This window comes from Mycobacterium helveticum (assembly GCF_007714205.1).
GTDB classification, from domain to species: Bacteria; Actinomycetota; Actinomycetes; order Mycobacteriales; family Mycobacteriaceae; genus Mycobacterium; species Mycobacterium helveticum.
In genome coordinates this window covers 32,347-47,035 of record NZ_VMQU01000026.1, presented here as the reverse complement: position 1 = coordinate 47,035, position 14,689 = coordinate 32,347, and the positions used below count along the sequence as shown (strand labels likewise).

Genomic DNA, 14,689 nt, shown 5'->3' with positions numbered 1-14,689 from the left:
ATGCTCGTCTGCGGGCCGGTCACCCTCGAGCTCCCATACCACACATGAGGTCATCCACATTCATGGCAATAGAGCCAAAAATCGCAACAAATCTCGCAGTGGATTCACGTTCGCTTAGGAATCGGTCCTACGGCACAGAGACCTCACCTTGCTGTCGAGCGTGGGCTGCCACCCGCGCGGGTCCAGTTCCCGGGCGGGCGCGCCGGGGAAATGGACCACGGCGTTGGCGACGACGACGTCCAGCCGGGCCGGTGCGGCCACCCCGGCGTCGATCGCGGCGGTCACGGCGCCGAGTTCGCTGACGTCGGCCACCGCCGTGACGCAACGGCGCCCGCGGGCCTCCACTGTGCGTGCGGTGTCGGCCAACTCAGCAGCAACCGAGGGCACGTCCAGGGCGATCGCGTCGGCGCCGGCGAACGGTTCACAGTGCACGCGTCCGGTACCCCGCGCCGCGCCGGTGACCACCACGACCTTGTCGGGCAATCCGCTCATCATGGCGCCTTGATCAGGTCGAACCCGTTGTACCCGGCGTCGGCGACCTCGGCGCAGATGTCGTTGTAGGCGGCGAAGCCGCCGATGAACAACATGAAAACCCTTGGCTTTCCGGGCACATTGGCGCCCATGTACCAGGAGTTCGCCTTGGTGAACAGCGAGGCGTCGGCACGCCGGGCCAACTCGGCGCCCCAGGCGTCCACGGCATCGCGGGTCGGTTCCATCGCGGTGTAGCCGTGGCCGTCGAGGTAGGCGATGGCGTCGGCGATCCAGTTCACGTGCGCTTCGGCGTGCAGCACCATGTTGGCCAGCACCGCCGGTGCGCCGGGACCCGAGACGATGAACAGGTTGGGGAATCCGTCGACGCCCAAACCCAGGTAGGTGCGCGGGCCGTGCGCCCAGCCGTCGCGCAGCGTGGCGCCGCCGCGTCCGGTGATGCCGATCTTGCCCAGCGCCCCCGTCATGGCGTCGAAACCGGTCGCCAGCACGATCATGTCGAGGTCGTAATGGCCGTCGGTGGTGGTGATCCCGGTGGCGTCGACGGACTCGATCGGGGCGGCGCGCACGCTGATCAGCGACACGTTGGGGCGGTTGAACGTCTCAAAGTAGTTGCTGTCGGTGCAGATGCGCTTCGTCCCGATCGGGTGGTCGGTGGGGATCAACAGATCGGCCACCGCGGGATCGTCGATGATCGCCCGGACCTTCTCTTCGTAGAACCGGCGCGCTTCGTCATTGGCTGCCTGGTCGGTCATCTGATCGGGGAAAGTCTTGGAGAACAGCACGCCGCCCAGCCGCCAGCGCTTCTCGAACGCCGCGCGGCGCTGCTGGGGCGTAAAGGCAAAAGTCGGCCCGGGTGCGGTGATGTGCGGCGACCCGCCGCCGCTGCGCCACGACAGCCGACGTCGCTCGGCGTAGCCGGCCTTGATGTCGTCGAGTTCGGCCGCGGACAGCGGCTTGTTGCCGGCCGGAACGCTGTAGTTGGGAGTGCGCTGGAAGACATAGAGGTGTTCCGCCTGCTCGGCGATGATCGGGATCGATTGGATGCCAGACGATCCCGTGCCGATGATCGCCACCCGTTTGCCGGTGAAATCCACGGGGCGGTGCGGCCAGTGGGCGGTGTGGTGGATCTCCCCCGCGAAGGTGTCCAGGCCGGGGAAGTCGGGGGTCATCGCGGCCGACAACGGGCCGGTGGCCAGCACGCAGAACCGCGCCGAGTACACCTGACCGCCGTCGGCGGTGACCGTCCAGCGCAGGACCGTCTCGTCGAGCACCGCGGAGACGACGCGCGCGTCGAACACGATGTCACGACGCAAATCGAGTTTGTCGGCCACCCAGTTCAGGTAGCGCAGAATCTCTGCCTGGGAGGCGTACTTCTCGGTCCAGTCCCATTCCTGCTGCAGGGCATCGGAGAACGAGTAGCAGTAGTCGACGCTCTCGACGTCGCAGCGCGCGCCCGGATACCGGTTGTAGTACCAGGTTCCGCCCAATTCGGGCGCGGCCTCGACAACCCGCACCGACAGGCCTTGAGCGCGCAGCCTGTGCAGGGCGTAGAGACCGGCGAATCCCGCCCCGACCACGATGACGTCGAGGGCCACCCGCTCGCCGGTGATGCTCACACCCGTTCACGGTAGGGACCCCCGTCGCGAGGGCCCGCTGCCCCTCCCGGTCAACGGGCGGTTTCGGCCGCAATCACGCCCGGCTGCGGTACATCATGTAGTGACCCCACACACGTAAGGACGACACCATGAGCGAGCGGGTTATTGACCGGGTGGCGGCGATGGCCGACCAGTTGCGAGAGCGGGCCGCCGAGGCCGAACGGCTCGGCCGGCTCACCGACGACACCGTGAAGCTGATGAAGGCGGCCGGCTTGATCCGGCTCCTGCAACCGAAGGGCTACCAGGGCTTCGAGGCGCACCCCCGCGAGTTCGCCGAGACGGTGATGGCCACCGCGGCACTCGATCCGGCGGCCGGCTGGATCGTCGGGGTGGTGGGTGTGCACCCCTACCAGTTGGCGTACGCCGACCCGAAGGTGGCTGCCGAGGTCTGGGCCGACGACGTCGACACGTGGATGGCCTCCCCGTACGCGCCGCAGGGCGTGGCCAAGCCTGTCGATGGGGGTTACATCTTCAACGGCTGCTGGCAGTTCAGTTCGGGCACCGACCACTGCGACTGGATCATCCTGGGCGCGATGCTCGGCGACGAGCAGGGCATTCCGGTGATGCCGCCGCAGATGCTGCACATGATCCTGCCGCGCAAGGACTACGAGATCGTCGAGGACTCGTGGAACGTGGTGGGGTTGCGCGGAACCGGTTCCAAGGACGTCATCGTCTCCGACGCGTTCGTCCCCGCCTACCGGACCATGGACGCCACCAAGGTGATGGACGGCACCGCCCAGCGTGAGGCCGGGATGACCGAGCCGCTGTATCTGATGCCGTGGTCGACGATGTTCCCGCTGGGGATCTCCGCGGCGACCATCGGGATCGCAGAGGGGGCGCTGGCCGCACACCTGGACTATCAGCGGGAGCGGGTCGGGGCCACCGGAACCGCGATCAAGGACGACCCCTACGTCATGTACGCCATCGGCGAGGCGGCCGCCGACATCAACGCCGCCCGCCAGGAACTGCTCGCCAACGCCGACCGGATCTACGACATGGTCGCCGCCGGCAAGGAGGTGTCGTTCGCCGACCGCGCGGCCGGGCGGCGCACCCAGGTCCGCGCGGTGTGGCGCGCGGTGTCGGCGGTCGACGAGATCTTCGCCCGCTCGGGCGGCAACGCGTCGCGGATGGACAAGCCGCTGCAGCGCTACTGGCGCGATGTGCATGTCGGCCAGATGCACGCCATCCACGTCCCCGGCACCATCTACCATGCGTCGGCCCTGAGTTCGCTGGGTGTCGATCCGCCCCAGGGGCCGCTGCGGGCGCTGATCTGAGAGGCTTGCCGCTGTGTCCGATCTGAAACGCCTTGGCTACGTTACTATTTCGACCAACGACATCGACCGGTGGCGGCAGCTCGCCTTCGGCGTCCTGGGTTTCGCCGAGGGAAAGGGCCCCGACCCCTCGGCGCTGTATCTGCGGATGGACGAACGCGCGGCCCGGCTGATCGTGGTGCCCGGGGAGACCGAACGGGTCCGCACCGTGGGCTGGGAGGTGCGCGACCACCCCGGCCTGCACCGGGTCAAGGTCGCCCTCGACGGCGCCGGGGTGGCGTTCAAGCAACTTTCCGACGCACAGGCCGAGGCCCGTCGCGTCGAGGAGGCGATCACCTTCGAGGACCCCGCCGGCACCACGTGCGAGGTGTTTCACGGCGCGGTGCTCGACCACAGCCCGGTGATCACCCCGTTCGGCGCGAAGTTCGTCACCGGCGACCAGGGCTTGGGCCATGTCGTGCTGCCCAGCACGGACCCGGGCGGCCTGTTCGGCTTCTACACCGAGGTGCTGGGGTTCCGATCCCGGGGCGCGTTCCGGGTCCCGGTCCCGCCGGAGTTCGGTCCGGTGCGAGTGCGCTTCCTGGGCATCAACGAGCGGCACCACAGCCTGGCGATCGTCCCGGCCGCTCATCAGCGTGACCCCCGCCTGGTGCACATCATGGTCGAGGTCGACACCCTCGATGCCGTGGGTCGGGCGCTGGACCGGGTCAACGCCGAGGGATTCCGGCTCTCGTCCACGCTGGGACGGCACACCAACGACAAGATGGTGTCGTTCTACGTGCGCGCCCCCGGCGACTGGGACATCGAATTCGGCACCGACGGCATGCGAGTCGACGAAAACTACTACACCGCAGAGGAAATCACCGCCGACAGCTACTGGGGCCATCAGTGGATCGGTGAGATGCCCGCGGCGATGCGGTTATGACACCCGATACCGACGTCACCCCGGTCCCGGCGGCGTCGATCAGCTCCTGGGACGACGAGGCCGACGTCGTGATCGCCGGATACGGCATCGCCGGAGCCGCCGCGGCGGTCGAGGCGGCCCGCGCCGGCGCCGACGTCCTGGTGCTCGAACGCAGCGGTTCCTGGGGCGGCGCGGCGGCCATGGCGGGCGGTTTCATCTACCTCGGCGGCGGCACGCCGCTGCAAAAGGCTTGTGGCTTCGATGATTCCGTCGAGAACATGGCGGCCTTCCTCAACGTCGCGATGGGCCCCGGGGCCGACGGGGAACGCATTGCCGACTACTGCGCCGGCAGCGTCGCCCACTTCGACTGGCTCGTCGGCTGCGGTGTGCCGTTCAAGGCGGAGTTCTTCTCCGAACCCGGCTGGGAGCCGATGGGCGATCAGGGCCTGATGTACAGCGGCGGCGAGAACGCGTACCCGTTCAACACCATCGCCTCCCCCGCCCCGCGGGGACACGTCCCGCAGATGTCGAACAAGAAGCAGGGCGAGGCCAGCGCGGGCTACATGTTGATGAAGCCGCTCGTCGAGACGGCCACCGCGGCCGGCGCCCGGGCGCTCTACGACGTGCGGGTGCGGTGCCTGATCGTCGAGTCCGACGGCAGGGTGGCCGGGATCCGCGCCCGCCGCTACGGCGCCGAGATCAACGTCCGGGCGCGCCGCGGGGTGGTGCTGGCGATGGGCAGCTTCGCCTACAACGACGCGATGGTCACCCGATACGCCCCGCGCATCGCCGGGCGGCCGGCCGCCTCGATCGAGCAGCACGACGGGCAGGGCATCCGGATGGCGCAGGCACTGGGCGCCGACCTGGCCCACATGGACGCCACCGAGGTCGCCATCTTCATCGACCCTCAGCAACTGGTGCGCGGCATCCTGGTCAACGGCCGCGGCCAGCGCTACGTCGCCGAGGACACCTACCCCGGCCGGATCGGGCAGCTCACGCTGTACCAGCAGGACAACACGGCCTACCTGATCATCGACGGCGACGCCCAGGACGAGGCGATGAACTCATGGTCGCCGAAATTCATGCTGCGGGAGGCGACCTGGGTGGCCGACAGCGTCGCCGACCTGGAACGCGACATGGGGCTGGCGCCGGGCTCGCTGCAGGCGACCGTGGCCGCCTACAACGACGGCGCCGCGCGCGGCGAGGACCCGCTGCTGCACAAGAAGCCCGAGTGGCTGAGGCCGATCGGGTCCCCCGTCGGGGCGATCGACCTGCGCGAGAACACCGGCGGGTTCACGCTGGGTGGGCTGTGCACCACGCTGGACGCCGAGGTGCTGCACGTCAGCGGCGAGCCGATCCCGGGGCTGTTTGCCGCGGGTCGCTCGACGGCCGGGCTGGCCGCCTGGGGGTATGCCAGCGGCATCTCGCTGGGCGACGGCAGCTTCTACGGGCGCCGCGCCGGCCGCTCGGCGGCCAAAGGCTGACCCCCCTCCGCGCGAGCAGACGCAAAATCCCCACACGCCCCGGCATGTCGGGGGATTTTGCGTCTGCTCGCCGGGGTGAGGCGTGTGACAACGGCCACACGATGTGCTAAACAGGTCTTCCTATTAGGAATATCGCAGTCCGGTATGCCGCAGCCTTGGAGGGCCGATGTCAGGGACCGCCGACTCCCCCACCCCGACGGCCGTCATCGACCGCATCGCGCTGGTCCTCGACGCGTTCGACGGGCCCGGACGGCTGACGCTGGCGCAGATCGTGCGGCGCACCGGGCTGCCACGCTCCTCGGCGCACCGCATGCTCGAGCGGCTGGTGCAGTTGCGCTGGCTGCGCCGCAGCGGTCGCGATTACGAACTCGGCATGCGCCTGGTGGAACTGGGGTCACTCGCCGTACACCAGGACCGGCTGGTGCGCGCGGCCGGACCGCTGCTGGGCGAATTGCACCGCGCCACGGGTCTCGTCGTGCACCTCGCGATCCTGGACGGGCCCGACGTGGTCTACCTCGAAAAGATCGGCGACCAGCGAATCCCCACCCGGATCGGCGGTCGACAGCCCGCGCACTGCACGGCCGTCGGCAAGGCGATCCTGGCCGACGAAAACCGTGCCGCCGCACTCGCTTTCGAGCCCCGCAAGACCAAGTACTCGATCGCGACCAGCGCCCAACTCGACGTCGAATTGGCCAAGGTTCGCGCCCACGGCGTCGCGTTCGATCGCGAGGAGTCGCTGCTCGGATTCGGTTGTGTCGCAGCTCCGATCGGCAACCCGGGCAAGGCGGTCGCCGCGGTGTCGGTCTGTGGGCCGATGAATCAGCTGTCATTCGACCAGAGGCTGACGGCCCCGGTCCGCATGACCGCGATGCGCGTCTGGCGCAATGTCGAGGACGGGCCGCCACGGGTTGCGCCGACCCTGCAGCCCATGCGGCCACTACGGCCCGCGCAACCGCGGCCGGCTCTTCAGTACGCCTGACCTCGGCAGGCCGACGGCCTCGTCGACGACACGCAGGTCGCCGTGACGCACCGCGTCGACGATCGACTCGCTCAGCGCCGAGCACGCGAGAAAGACGTTGTGGCCGCCGGGCGCTTCCAACCTGCGCGCCTCGGCGCGCTCGGGGCACCGGGCCGCCGCGTCGGCGTTCCACTGCACGCTCGTCTGGTGCCAGCTGCTCTTGCGGGCCAGCACCCGCGCCCCGCACACGCGGCACGCCACGGGCACCATGGGCATGTCCTGCAACCGGTTGTCCACGGTCATCCCGTGCCGGCCGCCCGGGCGGCGATGTTCGCCTCCACCTCGTGCATCCACGCCTCGTAGGGCCTGGTCGTATCGAGTTCGAATTCGAATCGGTCGACCATATCCGGTTGCACGTCGGCGGCATCGACGTAGAACTGTTGATACCAGCGGCGCAACTGGTAGACCGGCCCGTCCTCCTCGACCAGTAACGGGTTGTCGATGCGCGCCTTGTGTCGCCAGATCTGGACGTCCTGCTCGAATCCCAGCTTGACGTAGTCGCCGAGCTTGATCGCCGTCTGCATGGCCTGGTCGCCGGGCAGGGAGTCCGACTTCTTCACGATGATGCCGTATTGCAGCACAAAGGAGTTCGAGTCGATCGGGTAGTGGCAGTTGATGAGGATCGTCTGGGCGTCGCCGTGTCGGTAGTGGTAGGTCAGGTCATCGATCATGAAGGACGGGCCGTAATAGGATGCCACCGACGTGTTGCCCAACATCTCGGCGCCTTCGGTTCCGCCCATGTCGGGCCGACCCTCGCCGTTCATGTACTGCGTCGCGACGTGGCCCTCGAAGATGTTCTTGAAGTACGTCGGCAACGCGCCGTGAATGTAGTAGAAGTGCGCCATGTCCACGACGTTGTCGATGATCTCGCGGCAGTTGCTTCCCACGACGGTGGTGTACCAGTGCCAGTCGGTCCAGTCGTCGCTCGTGGCGCCCTCGATGCGCGGGATCGTGACCTCCGGCGGGGGCGGCTTGCGCTCGGGATCGTGCCACACGAACAACATCCCGTCCTGTTGCAGCGTGGTCCAGGCCGCCGTCCGCGCCAGCTTGGGTGCGCGCCTGCTGTAGGGCACCTGCTTGCACCGCCCGTCGCCGCCCCAGCGCCAGTCGTGGAACGGACAGGCGATCTCGTTGCCCTTGACCTCCCCCTGCGACAGGTCGCCGCCCATGTGCCGGCAATAAGCGTCCAACACGTTGATCTGCTCGTCGGCGCCGCCGAAGACGACAAGCTTCTGCCCAAAGGCATTGATCGCGTGTGGATTACCGTCGGCAAAGTCCCGGATCAGACCCAGGCAGTGCCAGCCGCGGGCGAACCGCGCCGGCGCGGCCTGCGCTTCGATGAACCGGACTTCGTCGGCCTCGGGCTGGGGCGTCATAGCCGAATTCAACCCCCGCGGACCCGCCGGTGGCGGCGGCCTGTTCCACTGATCAGGACGACTCTTTCGCGCTGACGCCGGACCCGCCTAGCGTTTTGGGCGTGAGTTCGCTCAGCACGACCCTCCCCGCCGGACTTCCCGTGGCCGACACCTGCGTCGACCTGCTGGTGGTGGGCTCGGGTACCGGCATGGCCGCGGCCCTGGCCGCCCGTGAGCGGGGGCTCTCGGTGCTGATCGTGGAGAAGTCGACGCACGTGGGCGGCTCTACGGCCCGGTCCGGCGGCGCGCTGTGGCTGCCGGCCAGCCCGGTGCTGGACGAGGCCGGCGCCAACGACACGGCCGACCGCGCTGCCACCTACCTCGACTCGGTGGTCGCGGCGTCTGCGCCACCGCAGCGATCGGCGGGGTTCCTGGCCCATTCGTCGGCGACGGTCGAGATGCTGCGCCGCACAACGCCTCTGCGGCTGTTCTGGGCCCGCGACTACTCCGATTACCATCCCGAGGAGCCCGGCGGCAGCGCCGCCGGACGCACCTGCGAGTGCCACCCGCTGGACACCGGACTGCTCGGCGGGTATCGCGCCCGGCTGCGGCCCGGTGTGATGGAGGCCGGTGTGTCGATACCGACGACGGGCGCCGACTACCGCTGGATGAACCTGGTGGCCCGGGTGCCGCGTAAGGGCATTCCGACGTTCGGCAAGCGGATCGCGCAGGGTCTGGGCGGCCAACTGCTGGGCCGCCACTACGCCGCGGGCGGGCAGGGTCTGGCGGCCGGCCTCTTCGCCGGGGTCCTGCGAGCCGGCATCCCGGTATGGACCGACACCGCCCTGGTGCGCCTCGAGGGCGACGGTGACAGGGTGAGCGGCGCGGTCGTCGACCACCAGGGCGCCGAGGTGCGGATCACCGCGCGGCGGGGGGTGGTGCTGGCCACGGGCGGCTTCGACCACAGCATGGACATGCGGTGGAAATTCCAGTCCGAATCGCTGGGCGCCAACCTCAGCCTGGGAGCGGAATCCAACACCGGCGACGGGATTCGCGCCGGGCAGGAACTGGGCGCGGGCACCGCATTGATGGATCAGGCGTGGTGGTTTCCCGCCGTCGCTCCGCTGCCCGGCAAGCCGCCCGCGGTGATGCTGGCCGAGCGATCGCTGCCGGGGTGCCTCATCGTGAACCAGAACGGCCACCGGTTTGCCAACGAGTCGACGGACTACATGTCCTTCGGGCAGCGCCTGCTCGAACTGGAACGGTCAGGCAGCCCGGTCGAAACCATGTGGATCGTTTTCGATCAGCAGTACCGCAACAGCTACGTGTTCGGCGCTCAACTGTTTCCGCGCATGCGCATCCCCCGGGCGTGGTACGACGCGGGGATCGCGGTACGCGCCGACAGTCACGCCGGCCTGGCCTCGCAGCTGGGCCTGCCCGTGTCGGCGTTTACTCAGACGATGACCCGATTCAACGAAAGTGCCTCTGCCGGGCAGGATCCCGACTTCGGCCGCGGTCGCAGCGCCTACGACCGCTACTACGGCGACCCGACGGTCACGCCGAACCCCAACCTGCGCCCCCTGCTCAGGGGCCCGTTCTACGGCGTGAAGATGGTCCTCAGCGACCTGGGCACGTGCGGCGGGCTGCAGGCCGACGAACGCGCCCGGGTGCTGCGCGAGGACGGTGGCGTGATCACCGGGCTCTACGCCATCGGCAACACCGCCGCCAACGCATTCGGCACGACGTATCCGGGTGCGGGTGCGACGATCGCGCAGGGCCTGGTCTACGGCTACGTCGCGGCCAGGGACGCGGCGGAGTCGGGCCGGGGTTAATCGGCTTCGCGCTTGGCCGTGATCTGCCTTTCGACCTCGCGCCACGAGCCCGGGGTGGTGCGGGGTTTGCCCAGCCCGCCCCTGGGCGCCCTCTGCAGGACGGCGTCGGCCTCGTCGATCTCCTTGATCAGCTCGAGTGCGAACTCCCGCTCCGCCGCGTGGTATTTGGCCGCCCAGCGCAGCGCGAGCACCGAATACGCCCACGCAGGCTCCGCCTCGGCCCCCTCGGCATCCGCGACGGCTTTGCGGTGGCGGGCTTCGGCGTATGCGACATGCTCCTGAAGCAGTTCCTTGAGCCGGGTCGGATTGCTGAGATGACCGAACGTCACCCGCAGCAACACGCCGTGCTTGAGCACCGGCGGATCCACCGGTGCGTCGTTGGTCCACTCGGTGACGGCCTCCATGCCGGCCGGGGTGATCTTGTACAGCCGGCGACTGCGGGTCCCCTCGTCGCGCTCGACGCGCGACACGACCAGGTCCAGGCTCTCCAGTTTCTTCAGCTCGGTGTAGATCTGGCTGTGCGAGGGGCTCCAGTAGTAAAGGTCCACGCCCCAGTCGATCCACTTCTTGAGGTCGTAGCCCGAGACCTCCTCCTCGTAGGACAGCATGCCCAGCAGCGCCCAGCTGGTGGCGCCAAGTCCCGCCCTGGTGGGGTCCTCGCCGGCGTCCTTCACGTCGTCAGGCTAACAATGGGGGCCCGGCGGTCAGCGTTCACCGACCACTGGCCGGGACGCCGCGGCCACCCCCCAAGCGGCCAGCTGTTTGGGGCACTTGGGTTATCGACGCGGGGCCTGACTGAGCAGGGCGATCTCCGCCACCGGCGTGGTCGAATTCCGGCGGCCGATCAGGTCGCGCGAGTCCGGCGCGGCGCACGCGGCAACGCGGATGCGCCGGGTTCACGAGGCCGGGAAGTTCACATCTTTGGTGACCGACTTCCACTCGTCGATCGACGCCGTCGTCGCGGCGATCTTGTCGCGCATCGCCTTGAGGACGTCGCGGCCCAGCAGCAGCCGCAGCGGCGGCTCCTCGAGCCCGGTCACCATCAGCACCGCCTCGGCCACCTTGCGCGGGTCGCCGGGCAGGTGGTCGGCGAACTGTTTGATGAGGTCCTTGCGCGCCGCCACGTCGGCGTAGTCGGCGATCGTGGTGGCCGACTCCTTCATCGACCGCGTCGCCCAGTCGGTGCGAAAGGCGCCCGGTTCGATGGCGGTGACTTTGATGCCCAACGGGCGCACCTCGGTGGCCAGCGCCTCGGTCAGCGCCTCCAGCGCGAACTTCGTCGACGAGTAGTAGGCGTTGGGCGGGTTGGCCACCAGGCCGGTCATCGACGAGATGTTGACGATGTGCCCGGAGCCGCGGGCACGCATCGCCGGCAGCACCGCCTTGATCATGTCGACGGCGCCGAAGTAGTTGACGTCGAACAACTTTCGGACCTCGACGTCCTCGCCTTCCTCGACCGCGGACAGGTAGCCGTGACCGGCGTTGTTGACCAGGACGTCGATCCCGCCGAACGCCTCGCCGGCCGCGGTCACCGCCGCCGCGATCTGGGCCGGGTCGGTCACGTCGAGGGCGAGGGCCAGCGCCCGGTCGCCGAACTCGTCGACGAGATCGGCCACCGACTCGGCCCGGCGCGCGGTCACCACCACGCGGTGGCCCTCGGCGAGAGCGGCGCGGGCGATCTCGCGTCCAAAACCGGTGGAACACCCGGTGATCAGCCAGCGCGCCATCTAGGCCGTCCCTTCCGGCAGGCGACGCAGATACGCCGTGCGCCGCTCGGCTAGCTGTGCCGCCCGCTGCTGCGGGCTCACCCGGGCCAGGTGCGGCACTTCGGCGTCGAGCCGGTCCAGCTTGACGACCCTGCCGCGCGCGCCCAGGGTCTCCCGCGGGCCCGCTTCGCCGAATTCGGCCATCCGCAGCGTCAGGATGCCTTCGCGCAGCCCGTCGGAGTCGATCCAGTTCGCGACGCCGGGATCGGTCGGCGCGATCACGTAGGTGTAGCTGCCATCCTCGTTGGCCACCGACTGCGCCTTGTTGAGGCTGCCGGTGCGGTCGACGATGTCCAGCGTGGTGCCCCAGATGTTGCTCAGCGGCACCGTGAAGTATTCGGCGCCGCCGTCGCGGAGGTCGACGACGAAGGCCTCGTCGGGGCCGAGGTCGAAGCGGCCCATGACGTACACCTGGTTGCGCATCGCGCCGACCTTGTCGGCCGACCACGCCAGGTCGAATCGGTTGGGCGGCATCTTGTACACGCCGTGGCTGAGCTTGCCGGTGAAGTCGGCGAAGTACGCCATCATGGCCGCGGTGGCCTCGGCCTGCTCATCAAGGGTACGTGCGGGCGCTCGTGATGGGCCGCCGAGTCGCTCGACGCCGAGATGGTTGGGGTCGTCGCGCCCCCAGTCCAGCAGCACATCGCGGATGTAGAACTCGTGTGCCGCGGGCGACGTCTGCACGTGGTTGGGCCGCCCGCCGGCGGGCGAGGCGTCGACGGTGATGGTGAAGCCGCCGTCGGAGTCCACCCGCATGGTCCGCCCGTTGAGCACGTCGACGGTGCCCATGTGGGCGTCCCAGAGCGTGAAGTAGTTCTCGGTCATGCGGTGCGCGCCGACCCGGCCGTGGATCTCGTAGCGTTCGTCTCCCGATATCGGGATCACCCGGTACACGCTGTCGGGATTGTCGATGCCCCAACGCGATCCGGGAATGCGGCGGCCGTTCACCGGGTGGGCCAGCCGGGTGATGCAGCTGACCTTGGGCCGCAGCTTGTCCTGGTTGGAGGACCAGAGCGCCGCGGAGAACATCACCTCGGCGAAGGCGTCGTCGAACCGCTCCCGCATGGCGTCGGACGCCTTGGCCCGGCCCAGCCAGTTCTGCGCGACGCGGCGGTAGGCCGCCTTGACGGTGGGATGCTCGATCAGCTCCAGCGCGGCCAGTTCCTGCTCGTGCTGGGATGTTGTCGCGACGGGGTCGTCAGGCATGCATCTCTCCTCGCTGGTACCGAAACCGTTTGTTGTACAACGCGAACCGTTCGTCGATCTGCTCGGGGCGCAGGCCGTAGTCCGCCAGGTCGTAGGGCGGTCGCGGCGCCTCGCGGGGACGCTCGGCCAGCCAGCGCCGCATCGCCGTCTCCGCCTCGGCGGTCAGCGGCAGCCCGACGGCCTCGTAGACGCGGGCGACCTGGCCGATCGGGTCGGCCACGGCGTCGTCGAACGCGATGTCGGTGACGCGCAGAGTATTTCCGGTTTCGCGGTCGCGCCACCCGTCACGGACCGCCATCGCACGGTCGTTGGTCCAGCCCATCCGCTGCAACCATTGCGCGCCCACCCGGTGCGGGTCGACGGAGTCGGCGTGCATCGCGTGCAGGGTCGCGTTCAGGCCGGCCCCCGACGCGATCGTGGTGCGCGGGTCGCGGTGCATGTGCACGATGTGCAGGTCCGGAAATCGGGCGCGCAGCAGGTCGAGGTAGCCCAGATGCGCTGGCGACTTGAGCACCCAGCGCTGACCGGTCACGCCGGTCCGCCGCTGCTGCCACTGCAGGAACTGCAGCATGCGGTACAGGTACTGGTAGGCGGGCGTGAAATCCTGCTCGTCGATCCAGGACCGGTAGACCGGAAGGTGCGCACCGGATTCGGGCACGTGCGACAGGAATGCGTCGGCCAGAAAGACGATCTCCTCCTCGGCCTCGCGTGCGTACATCGGGTGGATGGCGAACAGCTCCGGCGCCAGTTCCCGGGACTTGGCCTCCCGGGCTTCGGCCATCGCGATGCGCGGGTCGACACCGGAGAAGCAGTGGTCGAGGCGCGGCGCGACCTCGATGACCTCCCAGCCGTGGGCGCAGTGGAAACGCGGGTCGGCGGCCAGCAGGCGCTGCAGCAGCGTGGTGCCGCTGCGCATCATGCCCACCACGACGACGGGCGCGGCCACCCTTTCCTCGAGGATCTCGGGATGGCGGCGGATCCATTCCTGGGCGCGCAGCCGCATGCGCAGGCTGTGCACGATGCCCGATCGCAGGATGTGGGTCCCCACGGCGTTGAGGTCGGCTCGGGAAACGGCCTGGGCGTAGCCGTCCAGCAGCACGCCCAGCGGGCGTTCGAAATCCCCCGGGCCCCAGTCGGTCAGGGGCTCCTTGCGCTGCGCGTCGGCCAGCACGCCGGCGGCATCGAACGCGCCCGGGTGAGGCACGCGATCAGAACTTCAGGTGTCGGCTGACGTCGCCGACCTGGTCGACGAACATCGTGCGGGTGTCGAACCACCACACACCGTCGAGCCGGTGAAAGGTGTCGTGATAGTGCCCGGTCACGATCACCTGCAGCGGCAGTTCGGGGGTGGCCTGGGTGACGCAGTAGTAGGACGTGCTGCGGGCGGTGCCCGCGGCTTCGTCGATGTGCAGTTGCACGTTGGTGGTGTTGTGTTTGGTCTTGGGGGTGCCGTCGGAGTAGATGCGCGTGGCCATCTCGTACATCTTGCGCACCCCGGCCGACCCGGTGAACACCGTTTCGGGCGGGCCGTTCTCGACTCCGCAGATTCGGCCGTGGGCGAAAAGGCCGGCCACCGCGTCGAGGTCGCCGGCGTCGATCAGTTCGGCGTAGCGGTAGATCAGGTTGGTGATCTCAATGGCGCTGTCATTCACGTTCGGGCTCACTCCTGCCTGGCGACCGTCGCAGACCATCGTGGCAGAGCCGGC

Annotated in this window: 13 protein-coding genes and 1 pseudogene; 5 read left to right on the top strand and 9 right to left on the bottom strand. The window is 68.9% G+C overall.

Annotated features, from left to right (window positions below; translation table 11 throughout):
* Positions 1-144 precede the first annotated feature (144 nt).
* Positions 145-492, bottom strand: a pseudogene (locus FPZ47_RS08555) (SDR family NAD(P)-dependent oxidoreductase); the annotation flags it as partial.
* Positions 492-2,108 (bottom strand): flavin-containing monooxygenase, encoded by a 1,617-nt coding sequence (locus tag FPZ47_RS08550; RefSeq protein WP_144950653.1) that lies wholly within the window; start codon positions 2,106-2,108, stop codon positions 492-494. The pseudogene FPZ47_RS08555 and the gene FPZ47_RS08550, both read right to left, overlap by 1 nt.
* Before the next feature lie 128 nt (positions 2,109-2,236).
* On the opposite strand from FPZ47_RS08550, the gene FPZ47_RS08545 reads away from it, so the two are divergent.
* The 4 genes from FPZ47_RS08545 to FPZ47_RS08530 all read left to right on the top strand — a co-directional run bounded on the left by FPZ47_RS08545 (position 2,237) and on the right by FPZ47_RS08530 (position 6,785).
* Entirely contained in the window at positions 2,237-3,421 is a 1,185-nt protein-coding gene (locus tag FPZ47_RS08545) for an acyl-CoA dehydrogenase family protein (RefSeq protein ID WP_144950651.1), read from the top strand.
* A 13-nt stretch (positions 3,422-3,434) separates the two neighbouring features.
* Positions 3,435-4,343, top strand: coding sequence for a biphenyl-2,3-diol 1,2-dioxygenase (gene bphC, locus FPZ47_RS08540; protein WP_144950648.1), 909 nt, complete (start codon positions 3,435-3,437; stop codon positions 4,341-4,343).
* Positions 4,340-5,806: an FAD-dependent oxidoreductase gene (locus FPZ47_RS08535; RefSeq protein WP_144950646.1), complete on the top strand. Its 1,467-nt coding sequence runs from the start codon at positions 4,340-4,342 to the stop codon at positions 5,804-5,806. The genes bphC and FPZ47_RS08535 overlap by 4 nt, the downstream gene beginning before the upstream one ends.
* 166 nt (positions 5,807-5,972) lie before the next feature.
* The gene (locus FPZ47_RS08530; RefSeq protein ID WP_144950644.1) at positions 5,973-6,785 is read left to right on the top strand and encodes an IclR family transcriptional regulator; all 813 of its coding nucleotides are present in this window, start codon (positions 5,973-5,975) and stop codon (positions 6,783-6,785) included.
* Here the strand turns inward: FPZ47_RS08530 and FPZ47_RS08525 are convergent.
* The gene (locus FPZ47_RS08525) at positions 6,744-7,067 is read right to left on the bottom strand and encodes a ferredoxin (RefSeq protein WP_144950642.1); all 324 of its coding nucleotides are present in this window, start codon (positions 7,065-7,067) and stop codon (positions 6,744-6,746) included. The two genes, FPZ47_RS08530 and FPZ47_RS08525, sit on opposite strands and share 42 nt — an antisense overlap.
* Positions 7,064-8,200 (bottom strand): 3-ketosteroid-9-alpha-monooxygenase, oxygenase component, encoded by a 1,137-nt coding sequence (locus tag FPZ47_RS08520; protein ID WP_144950640.1) that lies wholly within the window; start codon positions 8,198-8,200, stop codon positions 7,064-7,066. Before FPZ47_RS08520 ends, FPZ47_RS08525 begins: the two co-directional genes overlap by 4 nt.
* Before the next feature lie 101 nt (positions 8,201-8,301).
* Between FPZ47_RS08520 and FPZ47_RS08515 the strand changes: the two genes are divergently transcribed.
* Complete coding sequence (locus tag FPZ47_RS08515) at positions 8,302-10,011, top strand: 3-ketosteroid-delta-1-dehydrogenase (protein ID WP_144950638.1); 1,710 nt, start codon at positions 8,302-8,304, stop codon at positions 10,009-10,011.
* Here the strand turns inward: FPZ47_RS08515 and FPZ47_RS08510 are convergent.
* The 5 genes from FPZ47_RS08510 to FPZ47_RS08490 form a co-directional block, all read right to left on the bottom strand.
* Positions 10,008-10,619 (bottom strand): PadR family transcriptional regulator, encoded by a 612-nt coding sequence (locus FPZ47_RS08510; protein ID WP_145039402.1) that lies wholly within the window; start codon positions 10,617-10,619, stop codon positions 10,008-10,010. The two genes, FPZ47_RS08515 and FPZ47_RS08510, sit on opposite strands and share 4 nt — an antisense overlap.
* A gap of 288 nt (positions 10,620-10,907) precedes the next feature.
* Entirely contained in the window at positions 10,908-11,738 is an 831-nt protein-coding gene (locus FPZ47_RS08505) for an oxidoreductase (RefSeq protein WP_144950636.1), read from the bottom strand.
* Positions 11,739-12,983: a DUF1214 domain-containing protein gene (locus tag FPZ47_RS08500; protein ID WP_144950634.1), complete on the bottom strand. Its 1,245-nt coding sequence runs from the start codon at positions 12,981-12,983 to the stop codon at positions 11,739-11,741.
* On the bottom strand, positions 12,976-14,187 hold the full coding sequence (locus FPZ47_RS08495) for a sulfotransferase family protein (protein ID WP_144950632.1): 1,212 nt from the start codon (positions 14,185-14,187) through the stop codon (positions 12,976-12,978). Before FPZ47_RS08495 ends, FPZ47_RS08500 begins: the two co-directional genes overlap by 8 nt.
* A gap of 4 nt (positions 14,188-14,191) precedes the next feature.
* Positions 14,192-14,635, bottom strand: coding sequence for a nuclear transport factor 2 family protein (locus FPZ47_RS08490; protein ID WP_144950630.1), 444 nt, complete (start codon positions 14,633-14,635; stop codon positions 14,192-14,194).
* Between the last annotated feature and the right edge of the window lie 54 nt (positions 14,636-14,689).